Here is a 17,530-nt window from a genome sequence, read left to right as displayed (position 1 = left end):
GGTAGTGCCGGTCCGGATGGACCCGGAACGCTTCGAGGAACTCGTTTCCGAGGCGCTCGACCTGATCCCGCCCGATCTCGCCGCCGCACTCGACAACGTGGTGGTGCTCGTCGCCGGCCGCCACCCCGAAGACCCCGAACTGCTCGGGCTCTACGAGGGCATCGCACTGACCGAGCGCGACTCCAGCTATGCCGGCGCGCTGCCGGACACGGTGACGATATTCCGGGACAGCCTGCTGGAGATCTGCGACACCACCGAGGACGTGGTTGAGGAGGTCGCCGTCACGGTCATCCATGAACTGGCCCACCACTTCGGCATCGACGACGAGCGCCTGCACGAACTGGGTTGGGACTGAACGGGTTCAGCGCGTCGGGTCGCCGGTCCACCGGAAGCTGTTGACGTACTTGCCCAGATCCTGCGCCAGCTCCAGGTTGGCCCCGGACGGCGGCCCGGGGCCGAAGTCCGGCCCGAAGGCGTGGTAGGGACCGGTCGCGAAGGCGACCAGCGCGAGGTTGTTCTTCACCGCGGCGAGCACCACGATCCGGATCCGGGAGAAGCTCGACGTGGAACCCTGCGGCCAGTCGTCGGCGACCTCGCCGTAGCCGATCTGGTAGCCGACCATCGCATTGGGTATCTCGTAGGCGACCGTCGAGTCGGGGTAGGTCCGCTTGAGGACCGCCGTGGCGACCTGCCTGGCTGAGCGCCCGTTGGCCGGCTCGGAGAACAACTGCATGACACCGCCGTCGCCGGCGGTGAGTGTCGCTGTGACGCCCGACTTCTCGGTCTTGACGTCATAGAACGAGCCTGGCGCGGGATAGGACACCGAGAACGAGCCGTCCGGCGACTCGAACCGGGGCAGCGCCTTGACCGGTGAGCCGCTGGGTGGTTTGCCGCAGTCCGGCGGGCACATGTAGTGCGCGATCCTGGGGGTGAGCGCGAACGCGGCGGCGGCCATCACCGCCGCGGCGGTGGCGATCGTCGTTCCCCAGCGGCTCAGCAGCCAGCCGAACCGGGGGCGGCGCGGCGCCGGTGCGGCGTAGCCGTCCTCCGGCATCGCATACGCCGGATAGGGCTGTTCGGCCGTCACCGCGCCGGGGGCGGTGGCGACCTCGACCGCGTCGTCCGCCAACACCCGGCATGAACCCCCCCGGCACTCCTGCCGGGACCGCCGCGAGGCCGCCCGGGTCGCCGCTCCGCAGTGCGGGCAGAACGCCATGTCGGGCACCACCATCTCGCACCTCGTGCACAGCCGCGGCTGATCCTCGGCCACCGGATCTTGGACTTCGTGGAGCAGCGCCAACTGCATCGCGGTGCGGAGCAGGATCAGCGTGATGACCGTGACGCTGAGGTGCAGCGCGAGCATCACCAGTTCGCGCAGCCCGACGTTGTCGATGACGGCCACGGCGGCGTGCAGCAGCAGTGCCACCGCCGCCAGCAGCACCAGCATCCGCCGGACCCGTCCGTGGTGTTCGGCGTCGCCGTCGCGCTGCTTGAACCACAGAGCGATACCGACCATGCCGCCGGCCGCCGCGGCGGTGATGGGCACAGTCACGCCGCACAGCACCACTTCGACGACCAGCCCCTGCAGCGGCCGGGCGTGGGCGATCAGGCCGGCGCCGACCTGCGGCGCGAGCCGGGCCATCGTCGCCGTGGCACTGAAGGCCAGGCCGGACAGCGCCCCGATCACGAAGCCGTCCAGCGACTCCCGGTATCCCGGCCGCACCAGCCGCACTGTCACGACGGGCACAACCATCAGAATCATCCCGGCGACCGGTATCACCAGGCCCTCACGGAAGAGATGGTGGAGGGCCAGACCGACCGACATGGGCACGCCGTAGGTCCGCGCGACGAACGCTCCGCTGGCGGCCACCCATACCGCTCCCAGCAGCGCGCCCAGGACGGCGGCCAGGGTCAGCGCGATGCGCGGGACGTCCCGGTCGGCCGAGGACGCACGCAGGTAGAGCACGAACAGCAACGGCAGACCCAGCGCCGAGATCGTGATTCCCAGAGCGGGTAGCCGCAGTACCGCCGACGCGATCAGTCCCGCCGCCGCCACTGCCATCGCCACCCGGAACGGGGTCCGCGACTCGGCCGGAAGATGCGGGAACAGTGAGCTGGCCAGAAAGGGAAGCAGCACCCGCTCGCGGGGTTCGGCGCCGAATGTCTTGGGGCGCAGCACCTTCAGGTGCCCGCCCTGACAGCCGCAGAGCCCGCAGAAGTTCGCCGCCGGGACGTCGACCTTGCATCGCGGACACTCCATGGTCGGCACGGCATGGGCGGCGGCGGTCACGGCAGCAGCTTCTGCAGGACGAGCAGGTTGCGAGCGAGGTTGTCGACGTTGGGAGTGCCCAGCCCGGTGACGAGGTCGTAGCCCGGTCCGGCGACGGCGACGGCGTTGGCGCCGAGGACCACGTCGCGGAAGGCCGGCAGCCGCGCTCCCCCGGCGATCCGGTACAGCAGCGGATTGAGATCTCCGATCAGCCGGCCGCCGTTCTCGAGCAGGTACTGGTTGATCACCGCGGCGATACCGGCCCAGATCGGCGCGGCAAGCGACGTGCCGCCACCTGCGAGCACCTGCCCGTCGAAGATGATCTTCATTCCGGTGAACGGGTCCGCGACCGCCGAAATGTCAGGTGTGAGGCGCGATTTCGTCGCGCCCCTGGGACTGAGCTGCGCCTGCCAGTCGGGCCTGTCGAAGAGGGCCGACCCTCCCCCGGCTGAACCCTGCGACAGCGGCGGGTCGAACCAGGCCTGCTCGGCCAGCCAGCCGCCCTTGTCGTCGGTGGACAGGGTGGTGCCGCCGACGTTGGTCATCTCGGGTATCGACGCCACCGAGTCGAGGCCGATGTTGTCGGTGTGCGGCGGGGCCGACCAGTCGCTGCCGCCCTTGCACTCCAGTCCGGCGAGGTCGCCGCTGGCGTCGAAGGCTGTGGTGCCGTTGGCCTGCGCCTTGACCAGGGCCGCGCGCACCGGGGCGAGGTCGGCGGCGGTGATCAGCTTGTCGCAGCCCCAGCCGATGGAGAAACTCCAGACCGCTCCGGGATAGCGCCGGTCGGCGTCCTCCAGCATCGCGGCGACCTTCTCGTATGAGCCCTCGCCTTCCACCGTCGGCCGGGCGTTGACCAGTACCGTCCTGGCGCCGGGGGCCAGGGCGTGAACCGCCTGCAGATCCATGGTGGCCTCGCCGCGCCGTTGGGCGGGCTGGCCGCCCACCACCTCCGGGTTGAGCGGCGGCAGGCCGAAGGTGGAGGCGAATAGGTCCATGTCGCTCTGGGCGAAGCCGTCGAAGGCGAAGACCACCACGGTGACGCCCGCACCGGTGAACCCCTCGTCTCGCAGCGGTTGCACGTTGTAGGTGCGCAGCAGGGCCTCGGGAGTCAGACCCTGGTCGGGCACCTCGGCGGGCGGCTGTGGTCTGGACTCGCGGTACGGGGTGTAGCTCAGGATGCGGCCCAGCTCCGCGACGTCGGCCCGCACCGCCACCGGCACGGCCGGTTGCTCGGCCGCCGCGTAGAAGGTCTGGCCGCGACGGCCGAGGTAGTCGTGCACGTCGACGTCGAAGGCGTCCGACATCGCCGACGGCGGCCCCTCGACGATCGCCCACGGGTCGCCGTCGCGCCACCGCACCGACAGACCGTTGTCCGCCGACCAGCGAAGCAGACGATCGGGCCGGTGCGCCCCGTGCAGCGCGGCGGTGAGCTGGACGTGGTCACCGCGGGCCGGCCCGAGGTCGGTGGAACTGCTCAGCAGGGCGGCGAAGGGACCGCCGATCCGGCCCGGGGCGGCGGGGGCGGTAACGGCCCGGTACTCACCGGCGAGGAGGCCGGCGCCGACGAGCAGCACGGCGGCCAGCACCCGCCTCGGGCGCGGAGGTCTCCTCGGCGGACCAGAGTGCGCGATTCCGCCGTCCAACTACTGAATTCCTATTCTCCGGTGCCCGATTCGGGGATGGGAGAATTGTACGTCGGCGACGTTTTCTCCAGCTGCCGCGTGGGCGGCGACTCCCGGCGCCGGCGCCGCGAGGACCGCGACGAAGCCCTGGCCGCCGCACCGCAGGCCGGGCAGAACGGCATGTCCGGCACAACGCGCCGGCAGTGCACGCACAGCACCGGCTGCCCGGTGAACGGGTCGGGCTCCTCGTGCAGCAGCGCCAGTTGCAGGCAGACCCGCGCCGCCAGCAGCGCGATCAGCGTCAGGGCGATGTGCAGTGCCAGCTGCGGCCACTTCGGCATCCGGGCCGAGTCGATCACCCAGATTCCGGTGTAGATCACCGCGACGAGCATGGTGAAGACCACCAGCGCGGCCCGTATCGTGCCCCGATGCTCGCCGGCCCGCCGGCCGGGGACGAACCACAGCAGCATGCCGATCAGACCCCCGACCGACGCGGCGGTCAGCGGCGCGGCGACGCCGTAGAGCACCGCCTCGACCAGCAGGCGCAGTGGCGCCACGTTGGCGATCAGCCCGGAGACGAACTGGGGCGCCAGCCGGGTCGCCGTCGCCGCGCCGGTGAAGGACAGCGCACCGAGCGCACCGATGACGAAGCCGTCCAGCGACTCCCGGGTCGGGGGGCGCAGCAGCCGGATCACGACGGCGGGAAGGACCATCAGCACGGCGCCGCCCACCGAGATGACCAGCCCGATGCTCAGCAGGTCCTGAAGCACGAAACCGGCGGCCATCGGGATGCCGTAGGAACGGGCGACCAGCCCACCGGTCACCCAGACCCAGGCCACCCCGAGCAGGGCCCCCAGCGCGGCTGCGAAGGCGAACATCCGTGCCGGGATGTCCCGCAGCACGTCGGCCTGCCAGAGATAGAGCATGAACAGCCACGGAACGCCCAGTGCGGCAACGGTTACCAGCGGACCGATGACATGGAGAACCGACAGGGCGACCGCACCGATCAGCACGGCCGCCATGCCGATCCGGAACGGGTTGCGGTAGATCTGCGGCAGTTGCGGGAACAGGGTGCTGGTGAGCATCGGCGCCAGCACCCGCTCGGCGGGGGCGACCGCGAAGACCCGCGGCCGCAACAGGCGGAGCCTGCCGCGGGCCGGCGCCTCGGCCTCGGCACCGCAGTACCCGCAGAAGTCGGCCACCGGAACCGTTGTGCCGCAATGCCCGCACACCGTCACCGGCACCGCGCCGAACGGATGGCCGTCGAGCGACGGGTCGGGACCTGCGGGGGATGAAGTCATCGTGGGAGGCAGAGCCTACTCCGCGCGGCGCGGCACCGGGCCGCTGTCGGTCGGCGGTGCTAAGAACAAGTCATGCCCAACCAGTGCCGCGAGTGCGACGCGGAACGGCCGCACTGTCACGGAACGCTGATCCATCACCCCGGACAGCCGACGCACTGCACCGAGCCGGGCTGCAGCCACCCGGAGGCGCTCATGCACTCGCTGAGCATCGACTGCGAGGCGGTCGGTTGCGACTGCGGCGAACGCGGCGGCGGCCGTCTGGCGGTGTGATCAGCCCATCGGGTCGGCCGCGCGCAGCGCCTCCTCGACCGGGTGCACGTCGGGCTCGGGGTAGAACGGCGGGGTCAACGAGCCCCACTGCACACAACTCCACCGACCGTCGGTGATCGGCGCCAGGATCACCGCCTCGGTGTTGGCCAGGTGGTGCTCGAGCACGAAGCTGCTCTCCACCCCGGCCAGGGTGGCGGCCGCGAGCCGGATCGCGGCGCCGTGGCTGACGACGACGATGTCGCGGTCCCAGTCCCGGTCGTCGAGGTAGCGCAGCCGCAGTCCGGTCAGCACCGGCAGGTAGCGGTCGAGAACCTCGCGGCCGGTCTCCCCGCCGGGCATCGCGACGTCGAGTTCGCCTTCGTGCCAGCGTTGGTAGACGGTGTTGAACGCGGCGATCGCCTCGTCGTCGTCGCGGTTCTCCAACTCGCCTGCCTGTACCTCGTGGATTCCCTCGACCTGCTGCGGCCGCAGCCGCGGATCGGCGAACCCGGCCGCGGCGGCCGCGGCGGTCTGGGCGGCCCGTCTGGCGACGGAGTGCAGCAGCAGGCCGGGGGGGCCGGGCCGGGCGCGGGCGAACTCCTGCGCCTGGCGCACGCCCAGATCGGTCAGATCGGCGCCGGGCGGCCGGGTGTCGAGACGACGTTCGACGTTGGCCTGCGATTGGCCGTGGCGGACCAGAATCAGCCGCGCGCTCACAGCCCGCCCCGGCGGAGCCCGGCGAGCCACCGTTCGGCTTCGTCGAGTCGAGGCGGCAGAGCCCCCGCGGCCGCACCCGTCGGCCACGAGCCGAGGTATCGGACGTCGGCGCAGCGCCGGTGCAGCGCCTTGAGCGCCTCGGCCACCGCACTGTCGTCGACGTGACCGACACAGTCGAGAAAGAAGACGTAGGTACCGAGTTCGGTTCGGGTGGGCCGGGACTCGATGCGGGTCAGGTCGATGTCGCGGATGCCGAACTCGTTCAGCGCCGCCACCAGGGCACCCGGGGCGCTGTCGATCCGCAGCACCACCGAGGTGCGGTCGGCGCCGCTGCGGGGCGGCGGCGGACCGGGCCGGCCCACCAGGACGAAACGCGTGCGGGCGTTGGGTTCGTCGACGACGCCGTCGGCAAGCGAAGCCAGTCCGTAGCGCCGGGCGGCCAGGGCCGTGCTGACCCCGGCGTCGGCACGGCCGTCGGCCACCTCGCGCGCGGCGGCCGCGTTGGAGTTGGCCGGGACGACCTCCGCAGCGGGCAGGTGCCCGACCAGCCAGTGCCGGACCTGGGCGGCCGCTACCGGAAAGGCCGCGACGGTGCGAATGTCGCCGGCCTGCGCCCCCGGCCGGGTGACGATGCTGAACGCCACGTCGAGGGTCAGCTCGGCATAGATCTGCAGCGGCGAACCGCCGGCCAGGCTGTCCAGTGTCGGCAGCACGGAGCCTTCGATGGAGTTCTCGATCGGGACGCAGGCGAACTCGGCGGCGCCGCTGCGGACGGCCTCCAGGGCGGCCGGGGTGCCCTCGGTCGGCAGCGGTTCGGTCTCACCGCCGCCGGGCACCATCGAGCCGGCGGCCATCCTCAGCAGCGCCGCCTCGCTGAACGTTCCCTCGGGTCCGAGGTAGGCGATGCGGGCCACCGCCCAACCCTATCGGGTCGGGGCGCGCCGGTCCGGCCGCTACCGTGGCGGAGTGAGCCCCCGCGCCACGCGCATCGAGATCGCGGTCATGCTGGCCGTGACGTTCGGCGTGAGCGCCGTGGCCGCTGTCCTGCAGCTCGCCGACGCCCTGCTGTCCGGCCTGGGCGGTTACCGGGTTCGGCTCAACCCCAACCAGTCCCGCTATGACCTGGTGAATCTCGGCCTCAATCTGGTGTCGGTCGGGCAGCTGATCGCCTGGGGCGCCTTGGCGCTGTATCTGTTGTGGCGCAGCGGGATTGGCCCGGGCGCGCTCGGCCTGGGCAGGGTCCGGTTGCGCGGCGATGTGTTGCCGGCGGCGGGGCTGGCGGCCCTCATCGGCATCCCGGGCCTGCTGCTGTACGTGGCGGCGCGCCACTTCGGCCTCAACGCCGAGGTGCAGGCCTCGGGCCTGCACTCCTCGTGGTGGCGGATCCCGGTGCTCATCCTGGCGGCCTTCGCCAACGGCTTCGCCGAGGAGGTGGTGGTGGTCGGCTACCTGATCACCCGGCTGCGCCAGCTCGGCCTGAGCCGGTCGCGCGCGGTGACGGCCTCTGCGGTTCTGCGCGGGCTCTATCACCTCTACCAGGGCATCGGCGCCGGGCTGGGCAACGTGGTGATGGGTCTGGTGTTCGGGCACTACTGGTGCCGCACCGGCCGGCTGTGGCCGCTGGTGATCGCCCACGGGATCATCGACTCGGTGGCCTTCGTCGGCTACGTACTGCTGGCCGGCAGTGCGTAGGTTGACCCCGTGAACGAGCACCGGCGGCCGCCCGCGGATCCGCCCACCGACCGGATCCCGCGGGTGCGACCGCCGGCGCCCCCGCCGTTGCGGCGCGAGCCCCCGCCGGTGATCCGCCGGCAGCCCGGATACCGGCCGCCGCCGTCGCCGCGCGTGCCGCCGCCCCGGTACGCGCCGCCGCCGTACCGGCCGTTGCCGCCGCCTCCCCCCGTCCGGCGGCCGGCCCCGCCGCGCCGCGATGCGCTGCGATCCACGAAGGTGATGGCGCCGGTGCCCCCGTCCGCACCCGCGCGGCCCGCACCGGGCCGGGCCCGGCACCGGGTCCGGACCCCGGTTCGCACGAGGGTCCGCCGCGGGATGTCCCTGGCCCGGCGGATCACGGCGACGGTGTCGGCGCTCGCCTTCCTCGTCACGGTGGCGGGCCTGGGGGTCGCGGTCTGGGCCGAGGCCTCGCTGCGCCGCATCCCGGTGTTCGCCGACTACGCCGGCCGGCCCGACGCCGCGGCCGGAACGAACTGGCTGCTGGTCGGCTCGGACAGCCGCAGCGACCTGACCGAGCAGCAGCAGGCCGACCTGGCCACCGGCGGCGAGGTCGGCAGTGGCCGCACCGACACCATCCTGCTGATCCACATCCCGGGACTGCTCAGCGCCGAACCCGCGACCATGGTGTCGATCCCCCGGGACTCCTACGTCGACATTCCCGGTTACGGCAGCGACAAGATCAACGCGGCCTTCGCCCAGGGCGGCGCGCCGCTGCTAGCCCAGACCGTCGAGGTCGCCACCGGGCTGCATCTGGACCACTACACCGAGATCGGCTTCGCGGGATTCGGCGTCGTCGTCGACGCCCTCGGGGGCGTCACGATCTGCCCGGCGGAGCCGATCAACGATCCGCTCGCCGGGATCGACCTGCCCGCCGGATGCCAGACGCTCAACGGACCCGACGCGCTCGGGTACGTGCGCACCCGCGCCACCCCTCGGGCCGACCTGGACCGGATGCTGCATCAGCGCGAGTTCATGGCGGCGCTGCTGGCGCGCGCCTCCAGTCCGGCGGTCTGGCTCAACCCGTGGCGCTGGTATGCGGTGCCGCACGCGGCGATCTCGGCGGTGACGGTGGACACCGGAGCCCACGTCTGGAACCTCGCCCGGCTGGCGTGGGCCCTGCACGGGCCGGCCACCACGCTGACCGTCCCGATCGGCGAATACACCGGCAACGAATCGGGGTCGGTGCTGATCTGGGATTCCGCCTCGGCCGGGGCGTTGTTCGACGCCCTGCGCACCGACGCCCCGATCCCCCAGCAGGTCATCGACGCCCAGCCCTGAGCGGCGGAGTCGACCGGCCTCAGGTCCGCTGACCGCTGATCCCGTTCTGCAGCCAGTCCTTGGTGCGGCCGGGGTGATTGGTGGCGATCCAGCCGACGCCGATCTCACGGCAGAACTCGACGTCCTCGAAGTGGTCGACGGTCCAGCAGTACATGGCGCGGCCCTGCGCTGCGGCACGGTCGACGAGTTCGGGGTGTTCCCGCAGCGTGGCGATCGACGGGCCGACAGCGGTCGCCCCGACCGTCGTGGCGGCGCTGCCGCCGAGGTAACGCGCGGTCTCACCGAGCAGGACGGTGGGCAGCAGGGGTGCCGCCCGGCGGATCCGCCACACCGCAGCCGCCGAGAACGACATCACCACGGCGCGGGACAGATCCGCCGACGGCGGCGCGGCGATGCCGTACCGGTTCAGCAGCGCCAGCACCTTGCTCTCCACCAGTGCGCCGTAGCGGACCGGGTGCTTGGTTTCGATGAAGACCTTGACCGGGCGGTTCCAGTCGAGCACCAGTGTCAGCAGCTCCTCCAGGGTGAGCACCCCGGTGTGCCCGATGCCGCCGTCGGGACGCCAACTGCCATGCCATGCGCCCCAATCGAATTCGCGCAACTGCGCCAGGGTCAGATCGCTCACCAGGCCGGTGCCGGTGGACGTGCGGTCGACCCGGCGGTCGTGCACGCAGACCAGTTCGCCGTCGCGGGTCAGCCGCACATCGCACTCGACGCCGTCGGCGCCCTCCCGCAGGGCCAGTTCGTAGGCGGCCAGGGTGTGCTCGGGCCGGTCCGCCGAGGCGCCGCGATGAGCGACCACGAAGGGATGCTCTCCCTGCGGTGCGGCAGCCGGCGACATAGGCCTATGCTGCCGGTTCCCGGTCCTCGGACTCAACAGCCGATTCCTCGGTCTCGCCGGATTCGGCTTCCCCGGATTCGGTCTCGCCGGATTCCCCGACCACCACCCACCGGTGCGCGGGCCGGTCCACCGGCTTGCTGAAGAACCCGTCGAACACCCGCCACAGCAGGACCAGCACGGCCAGGCCCGCCAGGTAGGCGACGATCATCGTGACGGTGTTGTCGGCGATCCCCTGCGGATCGGTGGCCCGGCTGGTCCAGATGGCCCAGCCGCAGATCAGGAACGAGACCGCCCAGGCGATCCACCACAGGGTGACCGGCCAGCGCTGCCGGACCTGGCACCGCTCTGCATGGGCCAGCTCGAGAACGAAGACCGGCGCCCAGACCAGGTTGACGAACGGGACCAGGCAGCCCGCCCACAGCGCCCACTCCGGCCTCGGATCCTGCCGGCCGTGCACGGCGAACGCGGCGGCGCGGCGGCCGATCAGCCAGGAGGTCAGCATCACCGCGGCCGCGATGACCGCGACCACGGCCGCCAGACTCGCCAGCACCCCGGCCAGCAGCGATCCCATCGCGATCAGGGGGTGCAGCAGGGTGGTGCGGTTGACCAGGAGCAGCAGGTAGCGGGTGATGTGCGCGCCGGCCGCCATCGCGAACACCAACCCGGCCGCGACCAGGGTGGTGCGCACCGCCGCGGCCGAGGCGGTCTTGCGCACCGCGAGCGCGCCGCCGGCGGCGGGCGCGGCGATCGGGTCGGCCAGGCCCCAGCGCGGGATCGTCTGGTAGCGCGGGGTCGGACCGAGCGGGCGGCGGCGTGCGCGCGGCGGCGGCGGCGGGCCGGGCCGGACCGCGATCCAGCGGAAACGCCCAGGCGGCTGCGCTGCGGCCGGAACGGCCGGCATCGGCGAGGGTCCGGCCGCGCCGACCGTCGGCGAACCCGCCGGCGCGAGCAGTTGCCCCTGGCAGCGCGGGCACCACGACCGTTCGCGGTCCCGCACGTTCCACCGTGTTCCACAGCGGGAGCACACCTGAATCACGCCGACCAGCCTAGCGAGCGGCCGTCCGACGGCCTCGCCGTGATCTACGCCACTTATTGTGGCACCGGGTGCCGCCGACCAGGCGAAGCCGTGCCAGCAATGCCCGGCTATCCACAGTTTCCACAGCCTTATCCACACCGGCCGGCACGGCGGGCATCCGAGTTTGCGAGGGAACAGCGCACGTCGCGTATGCCGACTGTGGATAACTCCGCCACTCGGGCTTCCGCGATCAACACCACGTTTGGCTGCCGAGCGAAACGGGCACAGGGGCCTCGGGGATTCGGCAACCGCGGCGACTCGCCGTACGACACGCCGCCGGGACCGGGCCCCGGCACTCCCCCGGGCTGCTGCCGGGACTGTTGCCGAACCCGATTCACACCGGGTGGGGCCGTGGTTATGATGACCGGACGCTGTGACGCAACTCACCGGACACACCAGGGGGTCGGTAATTGAACCCGGAGTTCAGGCCGTCGGGGCCGGTTTCCCCGCTCTCTCCATGGTCGACGTCGGCGAGCGTCGGGTCCTACCGGGTCGCCACGCTGCGAGCCGCCGCCATCGCGCTGGTCCTGCTGGCCATCCTCGTCGTCGTCGTCTTCTTCTGACCCGCGGCCGGTGGCCGGTTCTTGCGGTGCGTGGCGCGTATAGAGCAGTGTTGGCGGTACAACACCCGGCGTAGCACCGGGGAGAGTTGCACCGAGGAGAAAGGGAGCACGTGGCCGAATACACCTTGCCCGAGTTGGACTGGGACTACGGCGCTTTGGAGCCGCACATCTCCGGTGAGATCAACGAGCTTCACCACAGCAAGCACCACGCCGCCTACGTGGCGGGGGCCAACGCTGCCGTCGCCAAGCTCGAGGAGGCTCGTGCCGGCGACGACCACGGTGCGATCTTCCTCAACGAGAAGAACCTCGCGTTCCACCTGGGCGGCCACGTGAACCACTCGATCTGGTGGAAGAACCTGTCGCCCAATGGCGGTGACAAGCCCAAGGTCGATCTGGAGGCGGCGATCGACGACGCCTTCGGGTCGTTCGACAAGTTCCGCGCCCAGTTCACCGCGGCCGCGAACGGCCTGCAGGGCTCGGGCTGGGCGGTGTTCGGCTACGACAGCCTGGGCGACCGGTTACTCACCTTCCAGCTGTACGACCAGCAGGCCAACGTTCCGCTGGGCATCATTCCCCTGCTTCAGGTCGACATGTGGGAACACGCCTTCTACCTGCAGTACAAGAACGTGAAAGCCGACTACGTCAAGGCGTTCTGGAATGTCGTGAACTGGGAGGACGTCCAGAACCGCCACGCCGCGGCCGTCTCCAAGACCAGGGGCCTGATCTTCGGCTGAAACCCGGCGGGCCTTTAGCAGTCGTGTCCTATTGTCTGCCACCGCCACCGTGCCCCATGCTGATCGGGATCGACCCGCTGTCATCGCTGTAACCGAGTGTCGCGGAGGCGTGATGGATCATTCAGGGCGCCCGGTAGAGATCGCGCCGTTTCATTCCCGCGGTTCGCTGAAGGGTTTCGTGGTGTCGGGCCGCTGGCCGAACTCGACCAAGGAGTGGGCGCAGCTGCTGATCATGGCCGTGCGGGTGGCCAGCCTGCCCGGTCTGCTCGACACCACGACGATCTTCGGCGCCCGCGAGGACCTGCCGGACAAGCCGGCGCCCGGCACGGTGGGCCTGGTGCTGGCCGAGGGAACGGTGGTCGGCGAATCCGCCGTACCGCCGGGGCATTTCGCCGACCGCCAGCCGCCGGCGCTGCTGATGCTGCATCCGCCGTCGGAGACCACCCCGTCGCTGCCGGAGTGTTCGGGCGCCGCGTCGGGATGCGTGCTGCTGCCCGGCCTGCCGCACCTGGGCCTCGAGCATCGCGCCGCATGGGTTGAGGCCGAGGCCGACGGCACCGTGACCAACATGGTCAGCCGGGTCGGGGTCGACCCCATCAGCCATCCGGACACCGCCATCCTGGCGATGTTGCTGGCGGCGTGACCGGCCGGCCCGCAACGCAGCGAACCTGAACGCGCCCTGAGGGTAGCCTGAGGGTATCCAGCAAAGACCCCTCGGGGTGGCGGCGTAAGTTGCCGCGCACCGGACCTGCGGTCATCGCAGTCCCAGGCCGGCCCATATGGTTATCCCAGTTCGCGGGGACAAATCAGCGGTCAACAGGTAAAAGTGGGCCAGGCGCCGGGCGATAGCCCGGACAGATCCACCGCTGGACCCGCCGTCAACGGAGTTTGCACTTGGTCATTCGGGGAGGACGTTGTACATTGGTCAGCAAATACGACAAGGGTGCAAAATTTTTCGCCACGCATGGAGGTCAGGTAATGAGCACATCGTTCGCCTCGAGACTGAACCGGCTGTTCGACACGGTCTACCCGCCGGGTCGCGGTCCGCACACCTCGGCCGAAGTGATCGCTCACCTCAAGGCCGAGGGCATCACCATGTCCGCGCCGTACCTGTCCCAGTTGCGGTCGGGCAACCGGACCAACCCGTCGTCGGCGACGATGACCGCGCTCGCCAACTTCTTCCGGATCAAGCCGGAGTACTTCACCGACGACGAGTACTACGAAAAGCTCGACAAGGAACTGACCTGGCTGGCCAACATGCGCGACGAGGGGGTTCGCCGGATCGCCTCTCGGACGGTCGGTCTGTCCCCGGAGGCCCAGCAGGACGTCGTCGAACGGGTCAACGAGCTGCGCCGGCGGGAGCATCTCGAGGCCTGAGGCCCAACGCCCGGTACTGCCGGGCGATCTCAAGGATCCACTCCCGGTCCGAGCATTCCCCGGGCTGACTCAGCCAGCCGCGGCCGGGAAACGTCTCAGCGGCGGCGGGGCCGGCCCCGATCCACTGGGCGACGGCGCGGGCCTGGTCGGCCGGCCGGATGCCGGCCGGGACGTCGGGGTCGTCGCCGGGCTGTTGAGCGCGCAGGGCTTCCAGGTAGAGGGCGTCGGAGATCTGTGACAGCCGCTCGGCGACCCGGAACGCCAGCGGTCCACGCGGACGCACACCGATGCCGATGTCGGGGTGGCGACGCTCCATCTCCCGGCGCAGCGGTTCGATGAGGCGCAGTTCGCGGCGGGCGCCCATCCAGTCCTCGACCGAGGGCAGCAGGGCTCCGGCCGCGACGACTGCCATGGCGCACAGCAGCAGCGTCACCGCCGTGCCGATTCCGGTGAGCCGGCCGCGCCCGACGGCGCGGCCGACGAACAGCGCGCTCGCCGCCACGATCAGGATCATCCCGGCGGTGAAGATCAGCAGAGCCCGCCCGCGCCGGGTCGCGCTGCTGAGTCGCATGCCCACCCACGCCACGACGGTCAGGGCCAGCAGCACGTAGAGCAGCGGGACCAGCCAGTCCATCACCTCACCCGGCCGGCCGACGTTGCGGGCCAGGTACTCCCGGGGTGACATTTCCGGTTCCCGGCCGTCGTCGAGGAACAGCACCAGGGTGGCGGCCGCGATCGCCGCCGCGACGCAGTACTGGACCACGGCGAGCCTCCTGGTACCCGCCGATGCCAGGTTCGAGGCCACCGAGGTGATCATCACGCAACTACCCGCAGCGGAGGCGACCAGCGCGACCTGGCTGAGGCCGACCGAGATGTTCGGCCAGCGCAACGCGGTGTCGACCAGCAGGGTCAGCGGCGGCCAGTTCAAGGCCGCGACGACCGCGAGGCTGCCCAGCGCGACGATCATCGCGCTGCTCACCACCGATTTCTGATGGACCAGCGCCCAGCCGATCCGTAGTCCGGTTGCCATCCCCAGCAGGCCGGCGATGAGCCAGAGGATCAACCAAACGCCTCTCCGAGGCGAACCTGGACGATCGAGGAGCGGTCACTGCGCAGCCGTCCCAACCGGTAGAGCAGCAGCGCGGCGAAGTCCTCGGCCTGCTGCTCGACGTCCTCGCCGCCGGGACCCATACAGCCGGTTCGCTGGTTGAGCATGTAGCTGATCAGGTCGTCGCCGGCGAGTTCGGCCGTCTCCCGCGCCACCTCACTGACCGGGATCCCGTCGTGGCCCAGGACCAGGTGCCCCAGTTCGTGGGCAAGAGTCCGATCCACGGCGGGCAGGCCCTCCTGCAGGATGAACTCGTCGTGTTCGGCGAACTGGCGCCACTGACCGGACACCCCGGGCGGGAGTTCGGCGGTGGTGACCTCGATGGGCCGGGACCGCTCGGCGCCGACGGCCGCCACCAGCCGGGCCAGCGACACCTCTCCGTGGCGGGGGGCCAGCGCGAGGACGTCGTTGACCGCCTCGGTCACCCGCCGGTCAGCGGACATTCCCCGGCCCGGTCACTGGAGGAACCGACCCGCTCCGGCGGCCGGCAGCGCGTAGCCGGCCTTTGCCTGCCGGTAGCCGACGAAGCCGCCGAGTGCGGTCATGCCGGCGATGGCGGCCAGGCCGGGCAGGGCGAGCGCGGCTACCCGGGCGAAGTCGGCCTGGCGCAACTCCTCGGGGTATCCCAGCCGCCAGGACGACGGCGGTTCCGCGTTCTGCGGCGGCGCGGCCGGCACCGGCCGGGGTGGGACGGCCACCGCGACGGCCGGGGCCGCCGGCGGCGGCGCGACGCGGGGCGGTGCTGACCGCGGCGCCGGGGGCCGTACCGCGGGTGCCGCGGGCGCCGCGGGGGCACGCACCGGGACGGATGTGCGGGCCGGCGCACCCGCCGGCGCCGGAGTGCCGAACGCCTCCGGTGCGGGCAGGTCGTCGAGGGCGGCGTCCTCGGGCAGGGCGCCACCGGAGATCTGGGCCTCCGGCACCACCGGGGGACGGAACACCTGCTGGGGAGCGATGGCGATAACGTTGATTCCGTTGGTGTCGCGCTCGGGGAACTGCCACCGCACCGTTGCCGGCGGCGGGGGCTTCGGCCATGGCCACGGCCACGGGCAGGGCCGGGCGTGCGGTTGGTTGGATGTCCCGGCCGAACCGGGCCGGCCGCGGGGCCGCCGATGGCCCGCGGTGCCGGTGCCGTCGGCCGTCGCGCTGCCGGTGCCGTCCGGGGCGCCGGGCGGGGCCTGGTCGGCGGCGGACGGTGCGGCGCAGGCAAGTGCGGGACCGGCGCAGAGCACACCGGCCGCGATCGTCGCGCCGATCACCCGCCGTCCGGACCGGTTCACCTGCATACCTCGACATTGTGCGGACGCCGCGATGGCGCCGGGGTTTGCGGAGACCGATTAATTGTGGCATATCCGCAGGTAGCGAAATCACCGCTTGGCCAGGGCGATAGGGTTTAGCCGACCCCGGGCACCCGAACCGAAAGGCAGCCGCAATGGGCCTGTTCAAGAAGCGGAAAAGCCGCGCGACCAGGCGCGCCGAAGCCCGCGCCCTGAAGGCGAAGGCCAAGATGGAGGCCAGGCTCGCCGCCAAGAACGAGGGCCGGCGCATCAAGGCGAGCCTGCGGGCTGAGAAGAAGGTGGTCACGGCCCAGCTCAAGGCGCAGCGCGACAGCGACCGCGCCGCGGTCAAAGTGGCCCAGACCAAGCTGCGAACGGCGCGGGAAGGGAAGTTGCTGGCGCCGGGGCGAATCCGCCGAACCCTGACGGCCTCACGCCTGCTGGCGCCGGCCGTGGTGCCGGTCGCCTACCGGGCGGCAGTCGCCGCCCGCGGCCTGATCGACGAGCGCCGCGCCGACCGGCTGGGCGTTCCGCTGACCGCGCTGGGGCAGTTCTCCGGGGCGGGCGGACGGTTGTCGGCACGGATCGCCGGAGCCGAACACTCCCTGCGCATGGTCGCCGATCGCAGTCCCCAGGACCCCGAGACCGGCAGGTTCGTCTCTGCGATGACCGACCGGCTGACCGCGCTGGGCGCGGCGGTTCCGGCCGCGGAGAACATGCCCGGGCAGCGCCGACGGGCCGCACAGGCCTCGATCGGCGAACAACTCGACGGCATCGAAGCCGACATCATGACCCGGCTGGGGGTGCTGTGACGCTGCGCCTGGTTCAGCGCACCCTGCTCTGTGCGCTGCTGCTCACCGCCATGGCCGCCGGTATCCCGGTCGCCGCCGCGCACACGGCGCTGACCGGCAGCGACCCGGCGGCCGACTCGACGCTGAGTTCCGGCCCGAGCCGGGTCACGGCGACGTTCAACGAGGACCTGCAGCCCACGTTCGCGTCGATGACGGTCGTCGGGCCGGACGGCAATCTGTGGTCATCGGGCGAGCCGGAGGTGCGCGGTGCGACGGCCGGTGTCGCGGTCCGACCGCTGGGTCCGGCCGGGCGCTACACCGTCAACTACCGGGTGACCTCAGCGGACGGCCATCCGGTGTCCGGGTCGTGGTCGTTCACCGTGACCGCGCCGGGCACCGGCGAGCCGGGACCTGCCGTGCAGGCCCCCCGCGGCCGGATTCCGTTGTGGCCATTTGTCGTTGGGGCCTTCGCCGTGATCGCCGCAGCGGCCGGAACTCAGCGTCGAGTCGGCCGCCGGGTCGCCGCCGCGCACACGGCGCTGACCGGCAGCGACCCGGCGGCCATGGCGGTGAGCAGCAGCGCACAGAGCAGGG

Annotated in this window: 19 protein-coding genes and 1 pseudogene; 10 read left to right on the top strand and 10 right to left on the bottom strand. The window is 71.6% G+C overall.

Features of this window, described 5'->3' with window-relative positions; translation table 11 throughout:
* Window positions 1-4 precede the first annotated feature (4 nt).
* Complete coding sequence (locus ACKOQ4_RS14735) at window positions 5-355, top strand: metallopeptidase family protein (RefSeq protein ID WP_526293113.1); 351 nt, start codon at window positions 5-7, stop codon at window positions 353-355.
* Window positions 356-361: 6 nt separating this feature from the next.
* Here the strand turns inward: ACKOQ4_RS14735 and ACKOQ4_RS14730 are convergent, their stop codons facing one another.
* From ACKOQ4_RS14730 to ACKOQ4_RS14720, 3 genes are all read right to left on the bottom strand, one after another.
* Complete coding sequence (locus ACKOQ4_RS14730) at window positions 362-2,290, bottom strand: zinc ribbon domain-containing protein (protein ID WP_526293111.1); 1,929 nt, start codon at window positions 2,288-2,290, stop codon at window positions 362-364.
* Window positions 2,287-3,855 carry a S53 family peptidase gene (locus ACKOQ4_RS14725; RefSeq protein WP_526293109.1) on the bottom strand — a complete coding sequence of 523 codons (1,569 nt, stop codon included), beginning with the start codon at window positions 3,853-3,855 and terminating at the stop codon, window positions 2,287-2,289. The genes ACKOQ4_RS14730 and ACKOQ4_RS14725 overlap by 4 nt, the downstream gene beginning before the upstream one ends.
* A gap of 68 nt (window positions 3,856-3,923) precedes the next feature.
* Complete coding sequence (locus tag ACKOQ4_RS14720) at window positions 3,924-5,192, bottom strand: zinc ribbon domain-containing protein (RefSeq protein WP_526293107.1); 1,269 nt, start codon at window positions 5,190-5,192, stop codon at window positions 3,924-3,926.
* Between the two features lie 72 nt (window positions 5,193-5,264).
* Here ACKOQ4_RS14720 and ACKOQ4_RS14715 point away from each other — a divergent pair, with 72 nt between their 5' ends.
* A complete protein-coding gene (locus ACKOQ4_RS14715; RefSeq protein ID WP_526293105.1) occupies window positions 5,265-5,462 on the top strand; it encodes a hypothetical protein in 198 nt (65 codons plus the stop codon).
* Here the strand turns inward: ACKOQ4_RS14715 and ACKOQ4_RS14710 are convergent, their stop codons facing one another.
* Together ACKOQ4_RS14710 and pheA are read right to left on the bottom strand one after the other, a co-directional pair.
* Window positions 5,463-6,158 carry a histidine phosphatase family protein gene (locus ACKOQ4_RS14710; RefSeq protein WP_526293103.1) on the bottom strand — a complete coding sequence of 232 codons (696 nt, stop codon included), beginning with the start codon at window positions 6,156-6,158 and terminating at the stop codon, window positions 5,463-5,465.
* Entirely contained in the window at window positions 6,155-7,072 is a 918-nt protein-coding gene (gene pheA, locus ACKOQ4_RS14705) for a prephenate dehydratase (RefSeq protein ID WP_526293101.1), read from the bottom strand. Before pheA ends, ACKOQ4_RS14710 begins: the two co-directional genes overlap by 4 nt.
* 88 nt (window positions 7,073-7,160) lie before the next feature.
* Between pheA and ACKOQ4_RS14700 the strand changes: the two genes are divergently transcribed.
* Together ACKOQ4_RS14700 and ACKOQ4_RS14695 are read left to right on the top strand one after the other, a co-directional pair.
* Entirely contained in the window at window positions 7,161-7,850 is a 690-nt protein-coding gene (locus ACKOQ4_RS14700) for a CPBP family intramembrane glutamic endopeptidase (RefSeq protein ID WP_526293135.1), read from the top strand.
* A gap of 54 nt (window positions 7,851-7,904) precedes the next feature.
* Complete coding sequence (locus ACKOQ4_RS14695; protein ID WP_526293133.1) at window positions 7,905-9,170, top strand: LCP family protein; 1,266 nt, start codon at window positions 7,905-7,907, stop codon at window positions 9,168-9,170.
* A gap of 19 nt (window positions 9,171-9,189) precedes the next feature.
* Here ACKOQ4_RS14695 and ACKOQ4_RS14690 read toward each other — a convergent pair whose 3' ends face one another.
* Together ACKOQ4_RS14690 and ACKOQ4_RS14685 are read right to left on the bottom strand one after the other, a co-directional pair.
* Entirely contained in the window at window positions 9,190-10,011 is an 822-nt protein-coding gene (locus ACKOQ4_RS14690) for a glycerophosphodiester phosphodiesterase (protein ID WP_526293099.1), read from the bottom strand.
* A 4-nt stretch (window positions 10,012-10,015) separates the two neighbouring features.
* A complete protein-coding gene (locus ACKOQ4_RS14685; protein WP_526293096.1) occupies window positions 10,016-11,047 on the bottom strand; it encodes a DUF4328 domain-containing protein in 1,032 nt (343 codons plus the stop codon).
* Between the two features lie 449 nt (window positions 11,048-11,496).
* Between ACKOQ4_RS14685 and ACKOQ4_RS14680 the strand changes: the two genes are divergently transcribed.
* From ACKOQ4_RS14680 to ACKOQ4_RS14665, 4 genes are all read left to right on the top strand, one after another.
* Window positions 11,497-11,649, top strand: coding sequence for a hypothetical protein (locus ACKOQ4_RS14680; protein ID WP_526293094.1), 153 nt, complete (start codon window positions 11,497-11,499; stop codon window positions 11,647-11,649).
* A gap of 110 nt (window positions 11,650-11,759) precedes the next feature.
* Window positions 11,760-12,383, top strand: a complete 624-nt coding sequence (locus ACKOQ4_RS14675; RefSeq protein WP_526293092.1) for a superoxide dismutase — start codon at window positions 11,760-11,762, stop codon at window positions 12,381-12,383.
* Between the two features lie 112 nt (window positions 12,384-12,495).
* Window positions 12,496-13,026 carry a peptidase gene (locus ACKOQ4_RS14670; RefSeq protein ID WP_526293131.1) on the top strand — a complete coding sequence of 177 codons (531 nt, stop codon included), beginning with the start codon at window positions 12,496-12,498 and terminating at the stop codon, window positions 13,024-13,026.
* A gap of 335 nt (window positions 13,027-13,361) precedes the next feature.
* Complete coding sequence (locus ACKOQ4_RS14665) at window positions 13,362-13,760, top strand: transcriptional regulator (protein ID WP_526293090.1); 399 nt, start codon at window positions 13,362-13,364, stop codon at window positions 13,758-13,760.
* Here the strand turns inward: ACKOQ4_RS14665 and ACKOQ4_RS14660 are convergent.
* Genes ACKOQ4_RS14660 through ACKOQ4_RS14650 form a run of 3 tightly spaced genes read right to left on the bottom strand, consistent with a single transcriptional unit; the run spans window position 13,723 to window position 16,154 of the window.
* Window positions 13,723-14,823 (bottom strand): hypothetical protein, encoded by a 1,101-nt coding sequence (locus ACKOQ4_RS14660; RefSeq protein ID WP_526293088.1) that lies wholly within the window; start codon window positions 14,821-14,823, stop codon window positions 13,723-13,725. The genes ACKOQ4_RS14665 and ACKOQ4_RS14660 overlap by 38 nt on opposite strands.
* Entirely contained in the window at window positions 14,820-15,311 is a 492-nt protein-coding gene (locus ACKOQ4_RS14655) for an ImmA/IrrE family metallo-endopeptidase (protein ID WP_526293086.1), read from the bottom strand. Before ACKOQ4_RS14655 ends, ACKOQ4_RS14660 begins: the two co-directional genes overlap by 4 nt.
* Window positions 15,312-15,323: 12 nt before the next feature.
* The gene (locus tag ACKOQ4_RS14650) at window positions 15,324-16,154 is read right to left on the bottom strand and encodes a hypothetical protein (protein ID WP_526293084.1); all 831 of its coding nucleotides are present in this window, start codon (window positions 16,152-16,154) and stop codon (window positions 15,324-15,326) included.
* A gap of 146 nt (window positions 16,155-16,300) precedes the next feature.
* On the opposite strand from ACKOQ4_RS14650, the gene ACKOQ4_RS14645 reads away from it, so the two are divergent.
* Together ACKOQ4_RS14645 and ACKOQ4_RS14640 are read left to right on the top strand one after the other, a co-directional pair.
* Window positions 16,301-16,957 carry a DUF6474 family protein gene (locus ACKOQ4_RS14645; protein WP_526293082.1) on the top strand — a complete coding sequence of 219 codons (657 nt, stop codon included), beginning with the start codon at window positions 16,301-16,303 and terminating at the stop codon, window positions 16,955-16,957.
* Window positions 16,958-17,007: 50 nt separating this feature from the next.
* Window positions 17,008-17,427: pseudogene (locus ACKOQ4_RS14640) on the top strand (copper resistance CopC family protein); the annotation flags it as partial.
* Between the last annotated feature and the right edge of the window lie 103 nt (window positions 17,428-17,530).

The organism is Mycobacterium sp., from assembly GCF_046095365.1.
Lineage (GTDB): Bacteria > Actinomycetota > Actinomycetes > Mycobacteriales > Mycobacteriaceae > Mycobacterium.
This window is presented reverse-complemented; position numbering and strand designations above follow the sequence as displayed.

Excerpts from the sequence above, each read along its gene's own strand:
- ACKOQ4_RS14720 (WP_526293107.1), bottom strand. The coding sequence starts at position 5,192 with ATGACTTCATCCCCCGCAGGTCCCGACCCGTCGCTCGACGGCCATCCG.
- ACKOQ4_RS14715 (WP_526293105.1), top strand. The coding sequence starts at position 5,265 with ATGCCCAACCAGTGCCGCGAGTGCGACGCGGAACGGCCGCACTGTCAC.
- ACKOQ4_RS14700 (WP_526293135.1), top strand. The coding sequence starts at position 7,161 with ATGCTGGCCGTGACGTTCGGCGTGAGCGCCGTGGCCGCTGTCCTGCAG.
- ACKOQ4_RS14690 (WP_526293099.1), bottom strand. The coding sequence starts at position 10,011 with ATGTCGCCGGCTGCCGCACCGCAGGGAGAGCATCCCTTCGTGGTCGCT.
- ACKOQ4_RS14670 (WP_526293131.1), top strand. The coding sequence starts at position 12,496 with ATGGATCATTCAGGGCGCCCGGTAGAGATCGCGCCGTTTCATTCCCGC.
- ACKOQ4_RS14665 (WP_526293090.1), top strand. The coding sequence starts at position 13,362 with ATGAGCACATCGTTCGCCTCGAGACTGAACCGGCTGTTCGACACGGTC.
- ACKOQ4_RS14655 (WP_526293086.1), bottom strand. The coding sequence starts at position 15,311 with ATGTCCGCTGACCGGCGGGTGACCGAGGCGGTCAACGACGTCCTCGCG.
- ACKOQ4_RS14650 (WP_526293084.1), bottom strand. The coding sequence starts at position 16,154 with ATGCAGGTGAACCGGTCCGGACGGCGGGTGATCGGCGCGACGATCGCG.
- ACKOQ4_RS14645 (WP_526293082.1), top strand. The coding sequence starts at position 16,301 with ATGGGCCTGTTCAAGAAGCGGAAAAGCCGCGCGACCAGGCGCGCCGAA.